This is a genomic window from Streptomyces sp. NPDC022910, assembly GCF_055561075.1.
Genome location: NZ_JBVHHL010000051.1, coordinates 17,954 through 34,901, shown reverse-complemented (window position 1 = coordinate 34,901; position 16,948 = coordinate 17,954). Strand labels below are relative to the sequence as shown.

Here is a 16,948-nt window from a genome sequence, read left to right as displayed (position 1 = left end):
AAGGAGATGGTTCACGTGTCCGCTACGCCCGTGCTGGCGTTGCGCGGGGTCTCCAAGCGGTTCGGTGCCGTACAGGCGCTCACCGACGTAGAGCTTGAGGTCCACGCCGGTGAGGTGGTCGCCCTCGTGGGCGACAACGGCGCCGGAAAGTCCACGCTGGTCAAGACGATCGCCGGCGTGCACCCCATCGATGAGGGCGTCATCGAATGGGAAGGCAAGCCCGTATCGATCAACAGGCCGCACGACGCCCAGAGCCTGGGCATCGCGACGGTGTACCAGGACCTCGCGCTGTGCGACAACATCGACGTCGTCGGCAACCTCTACCTGGGCCGCGAGATCATCAAGCGCGGTGTCCTGGACGAGGTCGAGATGGAGCGCCGCTCGCGCGAGCTCCTCGACACGCTGTCGATCCGCATCCCCAGCGTCCGTATCCCGATCGCCTCGCTCTCGGGTGGTCAGCGCCAGACCGTGGCCATCGCCCGTTCCATGCTCGGCGAGCCCAAGCTGGTGATACTCGACGAGCCCACCGCCGCCCTCGGCGTCGAGCAGACCGCGCAGGTTCTCGACCTCGTGGAGCGCCTGCGGGAGCGTGGTCTCGCCGTGGTCCTCATCAGCCACAACATGGCCGACGTGAAGGCCGTCGCCGACCAGGTGGCGGTGCTGCGTCTGGGACGCAACAACGGCATCTTCGAGGTCAAGTCGACCTCGCAGGAAGAGATCATCTCCGCCATCACCGGCGCCACGGAAAACGCCGTGACCCGTCGTGCGGCGCGCACCAATGGGGAGATCAAGAAGTGAGCATCGACAAGACCTCCACTCCTCCCGAGGACCACGTCGTGGAGAACCCCGAGGCGGCCGCGCAGGCCGTCACCGCGGTCGACCCCCGACTGCTGGTGCGTGAACAGGGCCTCAAGGGCTACGTCACCGAGTTCAAGCGCAAGATGAAGGCCGGTGACCTGGGCGCCATTCCGGTCGTCATCGGTCTGGCGATCATCTGGATCATCTTCCAGAGCCTGAACTCCAACTTCCTGACCGCGGGCAACCTTTCCGACATCTCCGTCGCCATGGTCGGCACGGGCATGATCGCCGTCGGTATCGTCTTCGTGCTGCTGCTCGGCGAGATCGACCTGTCGGTCGGCTCGGTCAGCGGTGTGGCGGGCGCCGCCTACGCGGTGCTGACGGTGACCCACGGCATGAGCGCCTGGCTCGCCTTCGTGCTGGCCATCCTCACCGGCACGGTCGCCGGCGCGATCCACGGTTTCTTCTTCGCGAAGATCGGCGTCCCCGCGTTCGCCGTCACCCTGGCCGGTCTGCTGTTCTGGAACGGCTTCATGCTCCAGGTCCTGGGCGACAGCGGCACCATCAACCTGGACAGCGAGGGTCTCGTCGCCAAGCTGACCAGCTACTACTTCACCGACGTGGCCGCCGCCTACGGGCTCGCCGTCGCGGTGACGGTGCTCTACTTCCTCAGCTCCTACTTCGGCAACAGGCGGCGCGAGGCCGCTGGTGTGCCGTCCCGGCCGCTGAGCGAGACCATCCTGCGCACTGCCCTGCTCGCGATCGTCGCCTTCGCCGTGGCGATCGTCTACAACCAGTACAAGGGCCTGCCGCTGGCGGTCGTGATCTTCATCGGTGTGCTGCTGCTGACCGACTTCATCCTCCGCCGTACCGCCTACGGCCGGAAGATCTTCGCCCTCGGCGGCAGCGTCGAGGCCTCCCGGCGTGCCGGTATCAACGTGGACATGGTCCGGATCTCGGTCTTCGCGATCTCCGGCACGTTCGCCGCGATCGGCGGTCTGTTCATCGCCTCGAAGATCGCGTCCGCCAACCAGGGTGCCGGTGGCGGTGACCTGCTGATGAACGCGATCGCCGCGGCGGTGATCGGCGGTACGTCGCTGTTCGGTGGCCGCGGGCGCACGTGGAACGCGCTGCTCGGTGTGCTGGTCATCGTGTCGATCCAGTACGGCCTCGCCCTGGAGGGCATCGCCTCGCCGGTTCAGTACATGATCACCGGTGGCGTTCTGCTGGCGACCGTCGTCATCGACGCCGTCACTCGCAAGACGCAGAAAACGGCCGGTCGCGCGTAGGCGCTCCGCTCGGGGAGCCGTGGGGGCCGCGGTGGTCTGCCGACTGCGGGTTGTCGGTGGCTGGTCGCGCCCACGCGGCGGAGCCGCATGATGTGACCGCCCCGCGCCACTGACGGGGCTTGGCCCCGGTTCCCTGACTTGTGCCCGGTACCCATGGTGGTGCCGGGCACAGTCGTGTGCGGTCGAATGTGTCGCGTGCAAGGTGAGGGCCGCCCGTGATCCGCACAGACGGAACATTAGACTCGACAGGCCCGGCAAAAGCTCGACACAGCTCTACTGCAAGGAGGCACGGGTGCCGCTGCTGACCCGCATCAGGGGACCGCGCGATCTGGACCGGCTCAGCCTGGAGGAGCTGGACCAGCTGGCAGAGGAGATCCGGACCTTCCTCGTCGACGCCGTTTCCAAGACCGGCGGCCACCTCGGCCCGAACCTCGGTGTGGTCGAGCTCACCATCGCCCTGCATCGCGTCTTCGACTCTCCCAAGGACAAGGTCCTCTTCGACACCGGCCACCAGGCTTATGTCCACAAGCTGCTCACCGGCCGTCAGGACTTCGCGAAGCTGCGCAGCAAGGGCGGCCTGTCCGGCTACCCCTCGCGCGCCGAGTCCGAGCACGACGTCATCGAGAACTCCCACGCCTCCACGGTCCTCGGCTGGGCCGACGGCCTCGCCAAGGCCGACCAGCTGCTGAAGCGCGACAGTCACGTCGTCGCGGTCATCGGTGACGGCGCCCTCACAGGCGGCATGGCCTGGGAGGCGCTCAACAACATCGCTGACGCCAAGGACCGCCCGCTGGTCATCGTCGTCAACGACAACGAGCGCTCGTACGCCCCCACCATCGGCGGCCTCGCCAACCACCTGGCCACCCTGCGCACCACCGACGGCTATGAGAAGTTCCTGGCCCGCACCAAGGAGGTGCTGGAGCGCACGCCCGTGGTCGGCAAACCCCTCTACGAGACCCTGCACGGCGCAAAGAAGGGCCTGAAGGACTTCATCGCCCCGCAGGGCATGTTCGAGGACCTGGGTCTGAAGTACGTCGGCCCGATCGACGGTCACAACATCGAGGCTCTGGAGTCCGCCCTCGCCCGCGCCAAGCGGTTCGGCGGCCCGGTCATCGTGCACTGCCTCACCGAGAAGGGCCGTGGCTACAAGCCCGCCGAGCAGGACGAGGCCGACCGCTTCCACGGCATCGGCCCCATCCACCCCGACACCGGCCTGCCCATCAAGGCGGCCGCCGCGAGCTGGACCTCCGTCTTCGGCGACGAGATGGTCAGGCTCGGACGCGAGCGCGACGACATCGTCGCCATCACCGCGGCGATGCTCCAGCCCGTCGGCCTGAAGAAGTTCGCGGATGCCTTCCCGAACCGCATCTACGACGTCGGCATCGCCGAGCAGCACGGCGCGGTCTCCGCGGCCGGCCTCGCCACCGGCGGACTGCATCCGGTCTTCGCGGTGTACGCGACCTTCCTGAACCGCGCCTTCGACCAGGTCCTCATGGACGTCGCGCTGCACAAGTGCGGCGTGACCTTCGTGCTCGACCGGGCCGGTGTCACCGGCGATGACGGCGCCTCGCACAACGGCATGTGGGACATGTCGATGCTCCAGGTGGTACCGGAGCTCAGGATCGCGGCCCCGCGAGACGCCGAACAGCTGCGTGCCCAGCTGCGCGAGGCCGTCGACGTCGACGACGCGCCGACCGTGCTGCGCTACTCCAAGGGCGTCGTCGGACCGGCCGTCCCCGCGGTCGGCACGGTCGGCGGCATGGACGTCCTGCGCAAGGCGGACGCCCCGGTACCGGACGTGCTGCTGGTCTCCGTCGGCGCGCTCGCTCCCATGTGCCTGGAGATCGCTGACCTCCTCAACAAGCAGGGCATCTCCACCACCGTCGTCGACCCGCGCTGGGTCAAGCCCGTCGACGAGGCGCTCGCCCCGCTCGCCGAGCGGCACCGGGTGGTCGTCACCGTCGAGGACAACTCCCGCGCCGGCGGTGTCGGTTCGGCGATCGCGCAGGCCCTGCGCGACGCGGGCGTCGACGTGCCGCTGCGCGACTTCGGCATCCCGCCGCGTTTCCTCGACCACGCCTCCCGCAAGGAGGTCCTGGCGGACATCGGACTGACCGCGCCGGACATCGCCCGCCAGGTCACCGGGCTGGTCGCCAGGCTCGACGGCCGGTTCGACCGGACGGGTGCCCGACGGGCCGTGGAGCCCGTCGAGACCGCGCGCGACTGACGCGCCCCGGCTGCTTCCGCTGGGCCGGTTTCACCATCCTTTACGGTGGCGAAACCGGCCCATTTTGCGTAAGAAGTCCGGGCCGGGGCATACGGAGTACGCCCCCTCTCGATCATGTCGGGGACGACAAGTGCGGGAGGTACTCCGTGATCAGCACTCTCTTTCGGACGAAGAACGTCGAACAGTCGATCCGGGACACCGAGGAGCCCGAGCAGGCGCTCAGGAAGACCCTCTCCGCCCTGGACCTGACCGTGTTCGGCGTCGGTGTCATCATCGGCACCGGCATCTTCGTGCTGACCGGCAAGGTCGCCAAGGAGAATGCAGGTCCCGCCGTCTCGCTGGCCTTCGTGGTGGCCGGTGTCGTCTGCGCGCTCGCCGCGCTCTGCTACGCGGAGTTCGCCTCCACGGTCCCGGTCGCGGGATCCGCTTACACGTTCTCGTATGCGACGCTCGGCGAGCTGCCCGCCTGGATCATCGGCTGGGACCTGGTCCTGGAGTTCACGCTCGGCACGGCGGTGGTCGCCGTCGGCTGGTCCGGGTACATCCGCTCGCTGATGGACAACGCGGGCTGGCACCTGCCCGACTATCTCGGCAGCCGGGACGCGGCGCACGGGTTCGGCTTCGACATCCTCGCCGCCGCGCTGGTCCTGGTGCTCACCGCCATCCTCGTCGTCGGCGTGAAGCTCTCGGCCCGGGTCACCGAACTCGTCGTCGCCATCAAGGTGACCGTGGTGCTCATCGTGATCATCGCGGGTGCCTTCTTCATCAACAGCGCCAACTACCAGCCGTTCGTCCCGAAGGAGCAACCGGTGGCGGCGGGGGGCACCCTCAAGGCACCGCTGATCCAGCTGATGTTCGGCTGGGCACCGTCCGACTTCGGCGTGATGGGCATCTTCACCGCCGCGTCCGTCGTCTTCTTCGCCTACATCGGCTTCGACATCGTGGCGACGACGGCCGAGGAGACCCGGAACCCGCAGCGCGACATGCCGCGCGGCATCCTCGGCTCCCTCTTCATCTGCACTGTGCTGTACGTGGCGGTGTCCGTCGTCGTCACCGGAATGGAGCACTACACCAGGCTGTCCGTGGCCGCCCCGCTCGCCGACGCCTTCAAGTCCGTCGGGCACCCCTGGTTCGCGGGTGTGATCAGCTTCGGTGCCGCCGTCGGCCTGACGACCGTCTGCATGATCCTGCTGCTCGGCCAGACCCGGGTCTTCTTCGCGATGAGCCGCGACGGGCTGCTGCCCCGCTTCTTCTCCCGGGTCCACCCACGGTTCAAGACCCCGCACCGGCCGACCGTGCTGCTCGGCGTGGTCATCGCCGTCGTCGCGGGCTTCACGAGCCTCAGCGAACTCGCCGAACTGGTGAACATCGGCACGCTGTTCGCCTTCATCGTGGTCGCGATCGGCGTGATCATCCTCCGCCGGACCCGCCCCGATCTGCAGCGCGCCTTCCGTACCCCGTTCGTCCCCGTGGTGCCGATCCTGTCGGTGTGCGCCTCGCTGTGGCTGATGCTGAACCTGCCCACCGAGACCTGGCTGCGGTTCGCCGTCTGGCTGGTCGTCGGCTTCTTCGTGTACTTCCTCTACGGCCGCTCGCACAGCCGCCTGGGTCGCCAGGAGGAGACACGGCCCCTCGGGCGATGACGAGGCCCCGACGGGGCGACCGCCCGTGTCGGCGCCGGGGTGGTGTCCGCCAGTTGCCGGTGGGTGCGCGGGGCTCGGCATGGCACGTCGCCGTGTTGTCGGACCGCCCGGGTACGCCCGGCGTGTGGATGCCCCTCCGGCTTGCCACGCGCCGCCCCGGATACCGCGCGCCGATCCGACGCGAACCCCCCGACGTCACCTAGCCGCGATCCCTCGGCGGTTCCTACTCGCGCAGCGCGCGCGGCCCTGTGACATCGGCGCCCAGTTCCGCCACCCGGCGCCGCAGCTCGCGGTCCGCCGTGACGACCAGGACGGGACGGTTCCCGGCTTCGGCGACCAACTCGACGATGCGGTCGTCACCACTGCCGGGCGCCGCCTCCACCCGTACGCTGGGCACGGCCTCCACCCCACGGGCCGCACCCTCGACCACGAGCACCACCTCCACCGGCCCGGGGTGGCTGGAGAGCCCCTCCTGCGCGTACCGCACGAGCCGGTCCCGCAGTCGCTCGGCGGCGCCGTGCCGGTCCCGCCACCAGCCGTCGGGCACCGAACCGACGACGTTCGCGGCATCCACGACGACAAGAGACGGGGCACTCATGTCCACAGCCTCGCATGAGCCCGCCACGCCCGCTCGACATCGCCCGATTAGAGTGGGGGAGTGCCAACGGTCCGTACAGTCAACGGCGCCTGGCTGCTGCGCGGCCGGGACGGCAGCCTGAGCGCCTACGCCGCGCGGGACGGGGCCGTGTGGTGCCGGGCCGAGCGACAGCCGGGCCGTCCCTGGACGCCCGCGCGCCGCGTGGGCGGGGAGCAGCGTCTGCACGCCCGGCCGGGCATCGGCCAGGGCGCCGACGGGTACGCCCATCTCGTCGTCTGGCGCCCCTCGGTCCCGGGTGAGTCGGGCCTCGTGCATTCCACGCACTTCCGCCCCCACTTGGCCGCCCTCGACTGGATCCCGCTCGGCCACCCGAACAAGAAGGGCGACCGGACCGGTCTTCCCGCGGTGGCCGTGGACACCGAGGGCCGCGCCCACGTCTTCGTCCGCAACGGGGGTGGCGGCGTCAGCATGGTCGCCCAGAAGGAGAAGGGTGGCTGGGACCCCTGGCGCGACCTCCAGGGGAGTGAGATCCACGAGGAGTTGGCGGCCGTGACGGGGGAGTCCGGACGCGTCGAGCTGTACGCGACGGTCCCCGGCGGCATCCTGCACTGGCGGCAGGCGGACCCGGGCGGACAGCCGGTCCTGGAAGAGGCGATGGAGGCCCCGGTCCGCCCGGGAACGCTCCAGGCCCTCGCCACCTCCGCGGACAGCACCACCCTCTTCTACGCCGACGAGTCCGGCGACCTGTGCGCCTGGCGCCCGGGAGGCAAGCCGGTCACCCTGCTGGCCTCCGCCGGCCCAGGACCGGTCGCCGTCGTCCGTTGTGAACTCGACGGCGACGACTGCACGTTGCTCGCCCAGCGTTCGGCCGGCGGCCGCGTCGCGTTCGCCGCGTATCCCACGGAGCAGGAGTCGGCCGGCGCCCGGTGGGCCGAGTCGGGTCCCCAACTGCCCGCGGACGCCGAGGTGTCCCTGGCCGTGGACAAGGACGGCCGGGTGGCCGCGGCGACGCTGTCCCCGTCCACCGGCCGGCTCCTCGTCGCCCGCCGCAAGGACGAGGCGGGGCCGGCGCCGACGGCCTGGCAGGCAGTCTGACGAGTGTCCGCCGGTTCGCCCGGGTCGCGGTGTCGGGATCGTTGGGGTGGGTCTGGTGGTCTGCGTACGCGTGGTACGTGGGTGAGTGGACCGTTGCCGAGGGGAGGTGTGGGGAACTTCCGTCGTCGGCCTGCGAGTGTGCATCGCCTTCCACAGCGCCGACGCCTGCCGTTCGGCGGCCACGACCCGGTTCGGGCGCTCAGGTCCGGGCCGCTGCCGAACTCTCCCGCCCGCCGGGCCCGTCGCTGCTGCCCCGCGAGACGGTGTCCAGGGTGGGTCGACACGGCCTGTCGACGGTCGTTTGCCGCGGTCGGACGACGCCGGTCCGACCCGGCAGGCGCATGAGAAAGGGCCTCCGCGCACCTGCGGAGGCCCTTTCACCATTCGGTGGTTACGCCGGAACCGAAGCCACGCCCGGCTCCAGGAACCTCTTGCCGTTCACGCGCTCCGAGACGCCCTCACGGTCCAGGTACGGCGTGATGCCGCCCAGGTGGAAGGGCCAGCCGGCGCCCGTGATCAGGCACAGGTCGATGTCCTGGGCCTCGGCGACGACACCCTCGTCGAGCATCAGACCGATCTCCTGCGCCACGGCGTCCAGGACGCGGGCGCGGACCTGCTCCTCGGTCAGGACCGTGTCGCCCTGCTTCAGCAGCGCGGCGACCTCGGGGTCGAGTTCGGGCTTGCCGCTGTCGTAGACGTAGAAGCCGCGCTTGCCCGCCTCGACGACGGCCTTGAGGTTCGGGGAGACCTTGAAGCGGTCCGGGAAGGCCCCGTTGAGGGTCTCCGAGACGTGCAGGCCGATCGCCGGGCCGACCAGCTCGAGGAGGACCAGCGGGGACATCGGCAGGCCCAGGGGCTCCACCGCCTTCTCCGCCACCTCGACCGGGGTGCCCTCGTCGATGACGTTCTGGATCTCGCCCATGAAGCGGGTGAGGATACGGTTGACGACGAACGCCGGGGCGTCCTTCACCAGGACCGCCGTCTTCTTCAGCTTCTTGGCCACGGCGAACGCCGTGGCCAGAGAGGCGTCGTCCGTCTTCTCGCCGCGGACGATCTCGAGGAGGGGCAGGACCGCGACCGGGTTGAAGAAGTGGAAGCCGACGACCCGCTCGGGGTTCTTCAGCTTCGACGCCATCTCCGTCACCGAGAGGGAGGAGGTGTTGGTGGCGAGGATCGCGTGCGCCGGTGCGACCGCCTCGACCTCCGCGAACACCTGCTGCTTGACGCCGATCTCCTCGAACACGGCCTCGATGACGAAGTCCGCGTCCGCGAAGCCCTCGGCCTTGTCCAGGACGCCCGTCACCAGCGCCTTGAGGCGGTTGGCCTTGTCCTGGGTGATCCGGCCCTTGCCGAGCAGCTTGTCGATCTCGGCGTGGACGTAGCCCACACCCTTGTCGACACGCTCCTGGTCGATGTCCGTGAGGACGACCGGGACCTCCAGGCGGCGCAGGAACAGCAGCGCCAGCTGAGAGGCCATCAGACCGGCGCCGACGACACCGACCTTCGTGACCGGGCGGGCCAGGTTCTTGTCCGGGGCGCCGGCCGGACGCTTGCCGCGCTTCTGGACGAGGTTGAACGCGTAGATGCCGGCGCGCAGTTCGCCGCCCATGATCAGGTCCGCCAGGGCCTGGTCCTCGGCATCGTAACCCTGCTGCAGATCGCCGTTCTTCGCCGCGGCGATGATGTCCAGGGCGCGGTAGGCGGCCGGGGCCGCGCCGTGCACCTTGCCGTCGGCGATGAAGCGGCCGCGCTCCACGGCCTGGTCCCAGGCCTCGCCGCGGTCGATCACCGGGCGCTCGATCTGGATCTCGCCGCTGAGGACGGACGCCGTCCAGATCAGCGACTGCTCCAGGAAGTCGGCGCCCTCGAAGAGGGCGTCGGCGATGCCGAGCTCGTAGACCTGCTTGCCCTTGAGCTGCTTGTTCTGGTTGAGCGAGTTCTCGATGATCACCGAGACGGCCTTGTCCGCGCCGATCAGGTTCGGCAGCAGGGTGCAGCCGCCCCAGCCCGGGACCAGGCCCAGGAAGACCTCGGGGAGGGAGAACGCCGGGAGCGCCGCGGACACCGTGCGGTAGGTGCAGTGCAGGCCGACCTCGACGCCACCGCCCATCGCCGCGCCGTTGTAGTACGCGAAGGTCGGGACGGCCAGCTTGGACAGGCGCTTGAAGACCTCGTGGCCGCCCTTGCCGATGGCCAGCGCGTCCTTGTGCTCCTTCAGCAGCTCGACGCCCTTGAGGTCGGCGCCGACCGCGAAGATGAACGGCTTGCCGGTGACGCCGACGCCGACGATCTCGCCCTCGCTGGCCTCCTTCTCGACCTGGTCGATCGCGGTGTCGAGGTTCGCGAGCGACTGGGGGCCGAAGGTGGTCGGCTTGGTGTGGTCCAGGCCGTTGTCGAGGGTGATCAGGGCGAAACGGCCCGCGTTGAACGGAAGGTCGAAGTGGCGTACGTGCGCCTGCGTCACGACCTCGTCGGGGAACAGCTCGGCCGCGCCCTTCAACAGTTCGGCGGTGGTGCTCACTTGTCCCCCTCGAAGTGCGGGTTCTCCCAGATGACCGTCGCGCCCATGCCGAAGCCGACGCACATGGTGGTGAGGCCGTAGCGGACCTGCGGGTGCTCCTCGAACTGGCGGGCCAGCTGCGTCATCAGACGGACGCCGGAGGAGGCGAGCGGGTGACCGAAGGCGATGGCGCCGCCGTACTGGTTGACGCGCTCGTCGTCGTCCGCGATGCCGTAGTGGTCGAGGAAGGCCAGGACCTGGACGGCGAAGGCCTCGTTGATCTCGAACAGGCCGATGTCGGAGATGGAAAGACCCGCCTTGGCGAGAGCCTTCTCCGTGGCCGGGATCGGGCCGTAGCCCATGACCTCCGGCTCGACGCCCGCGAAGGCGTAGGAGACGAGGCGCATCTTGACCGGCAGGCCGTTCTCGCGGGCGAAGTCCTCGGACGCGATGATCGAGGCGGTGGCGCCGTCGTTCAGACCGGCCGCGTTGCCGGCGGTGACCCGGCCGTGGACGCGGAACGGCGTCTTCAGGCCCGCCAGGTTCTCCAGGGTCGTGCCAGGGCGCATCGGCTCGTCCGCCGTGACCAGGCCCCAGCCGGTCTCGCCGGCCTCGGGGCTGGTGCGACGCACGGAGATCGGCACCAGGTCCTGCTGGATCTTTCCGTTGGCGTAGGCCTTGGCGGCCTTCTCCTGCGAGCGCACGGCGTACTCGTCGGCGCGCAGCTTGGTGATGTGGGGGTAGCGGTCGTGCAGGTTCTCCGCCGTCATGCCCATGAACAGGGCGGACTCGTCGACCAGCTTCTCGCTCACGAAGCGCGGGTTCGGGTCCACGCCCTCGCCCATCGGGTGGCGGCCCATGTGCTCGACACCGCCCGCGATGACGGCGTCGTAGGCGCCGAAGGCGATCGAGCCGGCCGTCGTCGTCACCGCCGTCAGCGCGCCGGCGCACATGCGGTCGATGGAGTAGCCGGGGACGGACTGAGGGAGACCGGCGAGGATGCCGGCCGTACGGCCGAGGGTCAGGCCCTGGTCACCGATCTGCGTGGTCGCTGCGATGGCGACCTCGTCGATCTTCTTCGGCTCGAGACCCGGGTTGCGGCGCAGCAGCTCCCGGATCGCCTTCACGACGAGGTCGTCGGCGCGGGTCTCGTGGTAGATGCCCTTCGGGCCCGCCTTGCCGAACGGGGTACGGACGCCGTCGACGAAGACGACGTCCCTGACGGTACGAGGCACGATGGCTCTCCTCCAGGGTGCGGGATGGCACTGCTGCGACGCGCTGAGCGCGCGCTCAGTCCCATGCTACTTGTGGGTAACCAAGCTGCACAGTCCCGCAGGCCCAAGCGGTGAAGGTCACACCACCGGGGGAGTTCCTCGGTTGCTTCCACAACTGTTTCCAGGACCGCGGCGCCCCCGAGCTTGGCGTGATCTCGATGCCGCCGTCCCGCTTCCGGCAACGACGCCCGCGGACCCCGGACCTCAGCCCTTGACGGACAGCACCCCCACCAACACCGGTGTGACCTGCTCGACCTGCCACGGCCGCGCCCCATACCCGATGAGCGCGGTCGCGACCGACTCGGCGTCGGCCGGTTTCGGCGGTTCCCAGCACACCCGCCGCACGGTGTCCGGCGAGATCAGATTCTCCTGTGGCATGTTCAGCTGCTCGGCGAGAGCCGAGACCGCCGCCCGCGCCGCGGTCAGCCGAGCGGCGGCCGCCGGATCCTTGTCGGCCCAGGCCCGCGGTGGCGGGGGCCCGGCCACCGGCTGACCCGGCTGCGGCAGCTCGGCGTCGGAAAGTGCCCTGGCGCGATCGATCGCGGCCTGCCACTGCTCCAGCTGACGCCGTCCCATACGGTGCCCGAAGCCGCCGAGCGAGGCGAGGGCGTGCACGTTCGGCGGCAGGGCCAGCGCGGCCTCGACGATCGCCGCGTCCCCGAGCACCTTGCCCGGCGAGACGTCCCGGCGTCGCGCGATCCGGTCCCGGGCCTGCCACAGCTCACGGACGACCGCCATCTGCCGGCGGCGGCGCACCTTGTGCATGCCGGAGGTGCGGCGCCAGGGGTCCTTGCGCGGCTCCGCGGGCGGCGCGGAGGCGATCGCGTCGAACTCCTGCTGGGACCACTCCAGCTTGCCCTGCCGGTCCAGCTCCTTCTCCAGGGCGTCCCGCAGATCGACGAGCAGTTCGACGTCGAGTGCGGCGTAGCGCAGCCACGGATCGGGCAGGGGCCGCGTCGACCAGTCGACGGCGGAGTGGCCCTTCTCCAGTACGAAGCCCAGGACGCTCTCCACCATGGCGCCGAGCCCGACGCGAGGGAACCCGGCGAGACGTCCGGCCAGCTCGGTGTCGAACAGGTGGGTGGGCACCATGCCTATCTCGCGCAGGCACGGCAGGTCCTGGGTGGCGGCGTGCAGCACCCACTCGACACCGGACAGTGCCTCTCCCAGGGCCGACAGGTCCGGGCAGGCGATGGGGTCGATCAGCGCGGTGCCCGCGCCCTCACGGCGCAGCTGGACCAGATAGGCGCGCTGGCCGTATCGGTAGCCGGACGCGCGTTCGGCATCGACGGCGACGGGTCCGGAGCCGGCGGCGAAGGCGGCGATCACCTCGGCGAGCGAGGTCTCGTCGGCGATCACGGGCGGAATGCCGTCACGCGGCTCGAGCAAGGGGATCGGCGCCGTTTCGACGTCGTCCGGAGGGGCGCCTCCGGTGGTTCGCAGTGGGCTGTCTGCTGCGGTCTCTTGGGCGTCGGTCACCTGTCAAGGGTATCCGTGGATGGACGACGCCCGTCGACGGAACGTTCCGTCGACGGGCGATGGGGGGTCGTAAACCAGTCACCTGTCACACGTGCAGGCGAAGGGTTCCGGTGTCGCCGCTTGACGCTGGCCGGCAGGCGCGGCCCGGTGGTGATCTCCCCGGACTCGGTTCGGCGGCGGCTCGGTGCGGACGCGGACCGGGGCGTGAGCGGCGGGAGCGAGGTCACGAGGGGTCAGTGGATGATGCCGGTACGCAGGGCGACCGCCACCATTCCGGCGCGGTCGCCGGTGCCGAGTTTGCGGGCGATACGGGCGAGGTGGCTCTTGACGGTCAGTGCGGACAGACCCATCGAGACTCCGATCGCCTTGTTCGACTGGCCCTCGGCGACCAGGCGCAGCACCTCCACCTCGCGGCCGGACAGCTCGCGGTAGCCGCCCGGGTGGCTCGGGGCACCCGGGGGGCGGCGGTGCAGGCGGGCTGCGGCGGCGCCGATGGGGGCCGCGCCGGGTCGGGTGGGGAGCCCGAGGTTGGTGCGCGTGCCGGTGACGACGTAGCCCTTCACCCCGCCCGCCAGGGCGTTGCGGACCGCGCCGATGTCGTCGGCGGCGGACAGGGCGAGGCCGTTGGGCCAGCCCGCGGCGCGGGTCTCCGAGAGGAGGGTGAGCCCGGAGCCGTCGGGTAGATGGACGTCGGCGACGCAGATGTCGCGGGGGTTGCCGATACGGGGGCGGGCCTCCGCGATGGACGACGCCTCGATGACGTCGCGCACTCCGAGCGCCCAGAGGTGACGGGTGACGGTGGAACGGACGCGCGGGTCCGCCACGACGACCATGGCGGTCGGTTTGTTCGGGCGGTAGGCGACCAGGCTTGCGGGCTGCTCGAGGAGAACGGACACCAGGCCTCCTGGGGTGCGGGACGGGGCCGGCTCTGGGGATGAAGCCGGGACGAACCGTGCTTTCAAGGTCACAGTCGTCTTCGGCACCAAACTCGTGCTCCTTTAGAGAATGATCACGATTTGGTGAGTAACAATCCGGGCAATTCGGACGCGCGAGCGATCAACCGAAGATCGAATCGGTTCGCTCCGTTATCGATACGAGGCTGAAAGTGGTCGTATCGACAAAGAGAGGGTAAGTAATGTCAACCACGGGTTGACGTCAGAGAAAGGTCGGCGGGTGCTGCGGCATCAGCGGGACTGCGGGTCCCGCCGCTGTGGCAGCGTCACCACGGAGGAGTCTCCCGGGCCTGCCGGGGGCAGACCCGCCACCTGGCACAGCAGATCGCACCACGAGGCCAGATGCGCGGCCGTCTCCGGAACGCCGCCCACGCCCTCGCGGGGCGTCCAGGAGGCGCGGATCTCGATCTGCGAGGCGGCCGGGCGCGCGGCGAGCCCGCCGAAGTAGTGGGAGCTCGCGCGGGTGACGGTGCCGCTCGGTTCGCCGTAAGCCAGCCCATGGGACTGGAGCGCGCCGGTCAGCCAGGACCAGCACACCTCGGGCAGCAGCGGGTCGGCCGCCATCTCGGGTTCGAGCTCGGCGCGCACCAGGGTCACCAGGCGGAAGGTGCCCTGCCAGGCGTCGTGTCCGGCCGGGTCGTGCAGCAGGACGAGGCGTCCGTCGGCCAGGTCCTCGCCGTCCGCGACGACCGCGGCCTCGAGCGCGTACGTGTACGGGGCCAGCCGCTGCGGAGGGCGCGTCGCCTCGATCTCGATCTCCGGCCGCAGCCGTGCGGTCTTCAGAGCGTCGACCGCGGCACGGAAGGGTACTGGAGCCGTCTCCGTCGCATTGCCGTCCCCCTCCTCCGCGTCGTCCATTCCGCCAGCGCCGTCCGTCACTCGTTCCTGAGCCGCAGCCATGCGGGGAAGAGTAAGGGGAGGAAAGCGCGTTCGCAGGTAGAGACACCCTTGCCGCCGGCTGTTGGCCGGGAACGGGCAGGTGCCGCTTCGGCCGACGCCGTCCGGGGGACGTGGCCGTGGGGCGGGTCCGCCTTCGGCGGCGCCGCTGCCCCCGGAATTCATCGCCCGTGCGGCGTGCGAGACTTTTCGGCGTGAGTGCCAATGACCGCCCCGCCACGGGCCAGCCGACAGCGACGTACGACTCCGCCTTCCTCAAGGCCTGCCGGCGCGAGCCCGTGCCGCACACACCGGTCTGGTTCATGCGGCAGGCCGGGCGCTCACTGCCCGAGTACCGCAAGGTGCGTGAGGGCGTCCCGATGCTCGAGTCCTGCATGCGGCCCGAGCTGGTCACCGAGATCACACTCCAGCCGGTCCGCCGGCACGGCGTGGACGCGGCGATCTACTTCAGCGACATCGTCGTCCCCCTCAAGGCCATCGGTGTCGACCTCGACATCAAGCCCGGCGTCGGCCCGGTCGTCGAGCACCCGATCCGCGCCCGCGCCGACCTCGCGCAGCTGCGCGATCTGACCCCCGAGGACGTCTCGTACGTCACGGAGGCCATCAACCTGCTCACCGCCGAGCTGGGCGAGACCCCGTTGATCGGTTTCGCGGGCGCGCCCTTCACCCTCGCGAGCTACCTCATCGAGGGCGGCCCCTCCCGGACGTACGAGCACACCAAGGCGCTCATGTACGGCGACCCGCAGCTGTGGGCCGACCTCCTGGACCGGCTCGCGGACATCACGGCCGCCTTCCTGAAGGTCCAGATCGAAGCGGGCGCCTCGGCGGTCCAGCTCTTCGACTCGTGGGCGGGCGCCCTCGCCCCCGCCGACTACCGCCGCTCGGTGCTGCCCGCCTCGGCCAAGGTCTTCAGGGCCGTCGAGCCGTACGGCGTCCCCCGCATCCACTTCGGTGTCGGCACCGGCGAGCTGCTCGGGCTGATGGGTGAGGCCGGTGCGGACGTCGTCGGCGTCGACTGGCGCGTCCCGCTCGACGATGCCGCCCGCCGCGTCGGCCCCGGCAAGGCCCTCCAGGGCAACCTCGACCCGGCGATCCTCTTCGCCCCGACGGAGGCCGTCGAGGCCAAGACCCGCGAGGTGCTCGACGCCGCCGCCGGTCTCGAGGGCCACGTCTTCAACCTCGGCCACGGCGTCATGCCGTCCACCGACCCGGACGCCCTCACCCGGCTCGTGGAGTACGTCCACACGCAGACGGGCTGACCCGGGCCTAGCGCCGCCCGCTCACCAACCGTGCCGTGCCCGGGCCTGCCTGCCCCACAGCAGGCCGCGCGGCTCGGGCGGCGGAGGGGTGCCCGGGCGCAGTGGCCAGGCCAGGATCATGCCCGTGATGAAGCCGACCACATGGGCCGCGTACGCCACGGCACCGGCCTGGGAGACGGCAGCCCCGGACGAGTACACCGCCTGCAGCACGAACCAGGAGCCGAGCACGATCCACGCGGGCAGCCGCAGCGGCAGGAAGATCAGGAACGGGACCAGGACCCAGACCCTGGCCCTGGGGTAGAGCACCAGATAGGCGCCGAGGACGCCCGCGATGGCACCCGACGCGCCGATCAGCGGGTCGCTCGAGGTGTCGTTGAAGTACGCGAAGCCGTACGCCGCCGCGTATCCGCACGCGACGTAGAACAGGGCGAAGCGGATGTGCCCCAGACGGTCCTCGATGTTGTTGCCGAAGATCAGCAGGAACAGCATGTTGCCCAGCAGGTGCAGCCAGCTGCCGTGCAGGAACATCGCCGTGAAGACCGACGCCGGTGGCGACTTGTGGTAATCCGGCGGGGCCACCACACAGCCCGGGCCGTGCGGGCCGATGCCGACGGAGCCCGTGGGCACGAGCCGCGGCAGCTGATCGTGGATCAACTCCCGGGGCACCGCGGCGTAGTGGTCCAGGAACGCCTGGAGATGACACAGCTGCGACAGGTCGCTCTGTCCCGTCACCGAGCCCGCTATGCCGGGGGTGAACAGGAAGACGGCGAAGTTGGCCGCGATCAGCGCGTACGTCACATAGGGCGTACGGCGCACAGGGTTCACGTCATGGACGGGGATGACCACAAGGAAGTAGTGCCCTCGATCGCCAGGGTGAAATCGGTGAACGCGGCGGTCCGTGTGTGCGTATGTCTCCTCAACCGCCCGCGGTGCGGG

Annotated in this window: 13 protein-coding genes; 6 read left to right on the top strand and 7 right to left on the bottom strand. The window is 70.2% G+C overall.

Features of this window, described 5'->3' with window-relative positions:
* Window positions 1-6: 6 nt before the first annotated feature.
* The 4 genes from ACZ3TS_RS33090 to ACZ3TS_RS33075 all read left to right on the top strand — a co-directional run bounded on the left by ACZ3TS_RS33090 (window position 7) and on the right by ACZ3TS_RS33075 (window position 5,957).
* On the top strand, window positions 7-798 hold the full coding sequence (locus ACZ3TS_RS33090) for an ATP-binding cassette domain-containing protein (RefSeq protein ID WP_467625232.1): 792 nt from the start codon (window positions 7-9) through the stop codon (window positions 796-798).
* Window positions 795-2,087 (top strand): sugar ABC transporter permease, encoded by a 1,293-nt coding sequence (locus ACZ3TS_RS33085; RefSeq protein WP_467625230.1) that lies wholly within the window; start codon window positions 795-797, stop codon window positions 2,085-2,087. The genes ACZ3TS_RS33090 and ACZ3TS_RS33085 overlap by 4 nt, the downstream gene beginning before the upstream one ends.
* Before the next feature lie 292 nt (window positions 2,088-2,379).
* A complete protein-coding gene (gene dxs, locus ACZ3TS_RS33080) occupies window positions 2,380-4,314 on the top strand; it encodes a 1-deoxy-D-xylulose-5-phosphate synthase (protein ID WP_467625228.1) in 1,935 nt (644 codons plus the stop codon).
* Between the two features lie 146 nt (window positions 4,315-4,460).
* Window positions 4,461-5,957 (top strand): amino acid permease, encoded by a 1,497-nt coding sequence (locus ACZ3TS_RS33075; protein ID WP_467625226.1) that lies wholly within the window; start codon window positions 4,461-4,463, stop codon window positions 5,955-5,957.
* 223 nt (window positions 5,958-6,180) lie between these two features.
* Here the strand turns inward: ACZ3TS_RS33075 and ACZ3TS_RS33070 are convergent, their stop codons facing one another.
* Window positions 6,181-6,555: a PIN domain-containing protein gene (locus tag ACZ3TS_RS33070; protein ID WP_467625223.1), complete on the bottom strand. Its 375-nt coding sequence runs from the start codon at window positions 6,553-6,555 to the stop codon at window positions 6,181-6,183.
* 60 nt (window positions 6,556-6,615) lie between these two features.
* On the opposite strand from ACZ3TS_RS33070, the gene ACZ3TS_RS33065 reads away from it, so the two are divergent.
* Entirely contained in the window at window positions 6,616-7,650 is a 1,035-nt protein-coding gene (locus ACZ3TS_RS33065) for a PLL family lectin (protein ID WP_467625221.1), read from the top strand.
* Between the two features lie 391 nt (window positions 7,651-8,041).
* Here ACZ3TS_RS33065 and ACZ3TS_RS33060 read toward each other — a convergent pair whose 3' ends face one another.
* From ACZ3TS_RS33060 to ACZ3TS_RS33040, 5 genes are all read right to left on the bottom strand, one after another.
* Entirely contained in the window at window positions 8,042-10,171 is a 2,130-nt protein-coding gene (locus ACZ3TS_RS33060) for a 3-hydroxyacyl-CoA dehydrogenase NAD-binding domain-containing protein (protein WP_467625219.1), read from the bottom strand.
* Window positions 10,168-11,385 (bottom strand): thiolase family protein, encoded by a 1,218-nt coding sequence (locus tag ACZ3TS_RS33055; RefSeq protein WP_467625217.1) that lies wholly within the window; start codon window positions 11,383-11,385, stop codon window positions 10,168-10,170. The genes ACZ3TS_RS33060 and ACZ3TS_RS33055 overlap by 4 nt, the downstream gene beginning before the upstream one ends.
* Before the next feature lie 243 nt (window positions 11,386-11,628).
* Window positions 11,629-12,903, bottom strand: a complete 1,275-nt coding sequence (locus ACZ3TS_RS33050) for an HRDC domain-containing protein (RefSeq protein WP_467625215.1) — start codon at window positions 12,901-12,903, stop codon at window positions 11,629-11,631.
* Window positions 12,904-13,136: 233 nt separating this feature from the next.
* A complete protein-coding gene (locus tag ACZ3TS_RS33045) occupies window positions 13,137-13,799 on the bottom strand; it encodes a response regulator transcription factor (protein WP_332883095.1) in 663 nt (220 codons plus the stop codon).
* 288 nt (window positions 13,800-14,087) lie between these two features.
* Window positions 14,088-14,756 carry a DUF3000 domain-containing protein gene (locus tag ACZ3TS_RS33040; protein WP_467625212.1) on the bottom strand — a complete coding sequence of 223 codons (669 nt, stop codon included), beginning with the start codon at window positions 14,754-14,756 and terminating at the stop codon, window positions 14,088-14,090.
* 191 nt (window positions 14,757-14,947) lie between these two features.
* On the opposite strand from ACZ3TS_RS33040, the gene hemE reads away from it, so the two are divergent.
* Window positions 14,948-16,012, top strand: coding sequence for a uroporphyrinogen decarboxylase (gene hemE / locus ACZ3TS_RS33035; RefSeq protein ID WP_467625211.1), 1,065 nt, complete (start codon window positions 14,948-14,950; stop codon window positions 16,010-16,012).
* Between the two features lie 21 nt (window positions 16,013-16,033).
* On the opposite strand, the gene ACZ3TS_RS33030 is transcribed toward hemE, so the two are convergent.
* A complete protein-coding gene (locus ACZ3TS_RS33030) occupies window positions 16,034-16,858 on the bottom strand; it encodes a rhomboid family intramembrane serine protease (RefSeq protein ID WP_467625209.1) in 825 nt (274 codons plus the stop codon).
* Window positions 16,859-16,948 lie beyond the last annotated feature (90 nt).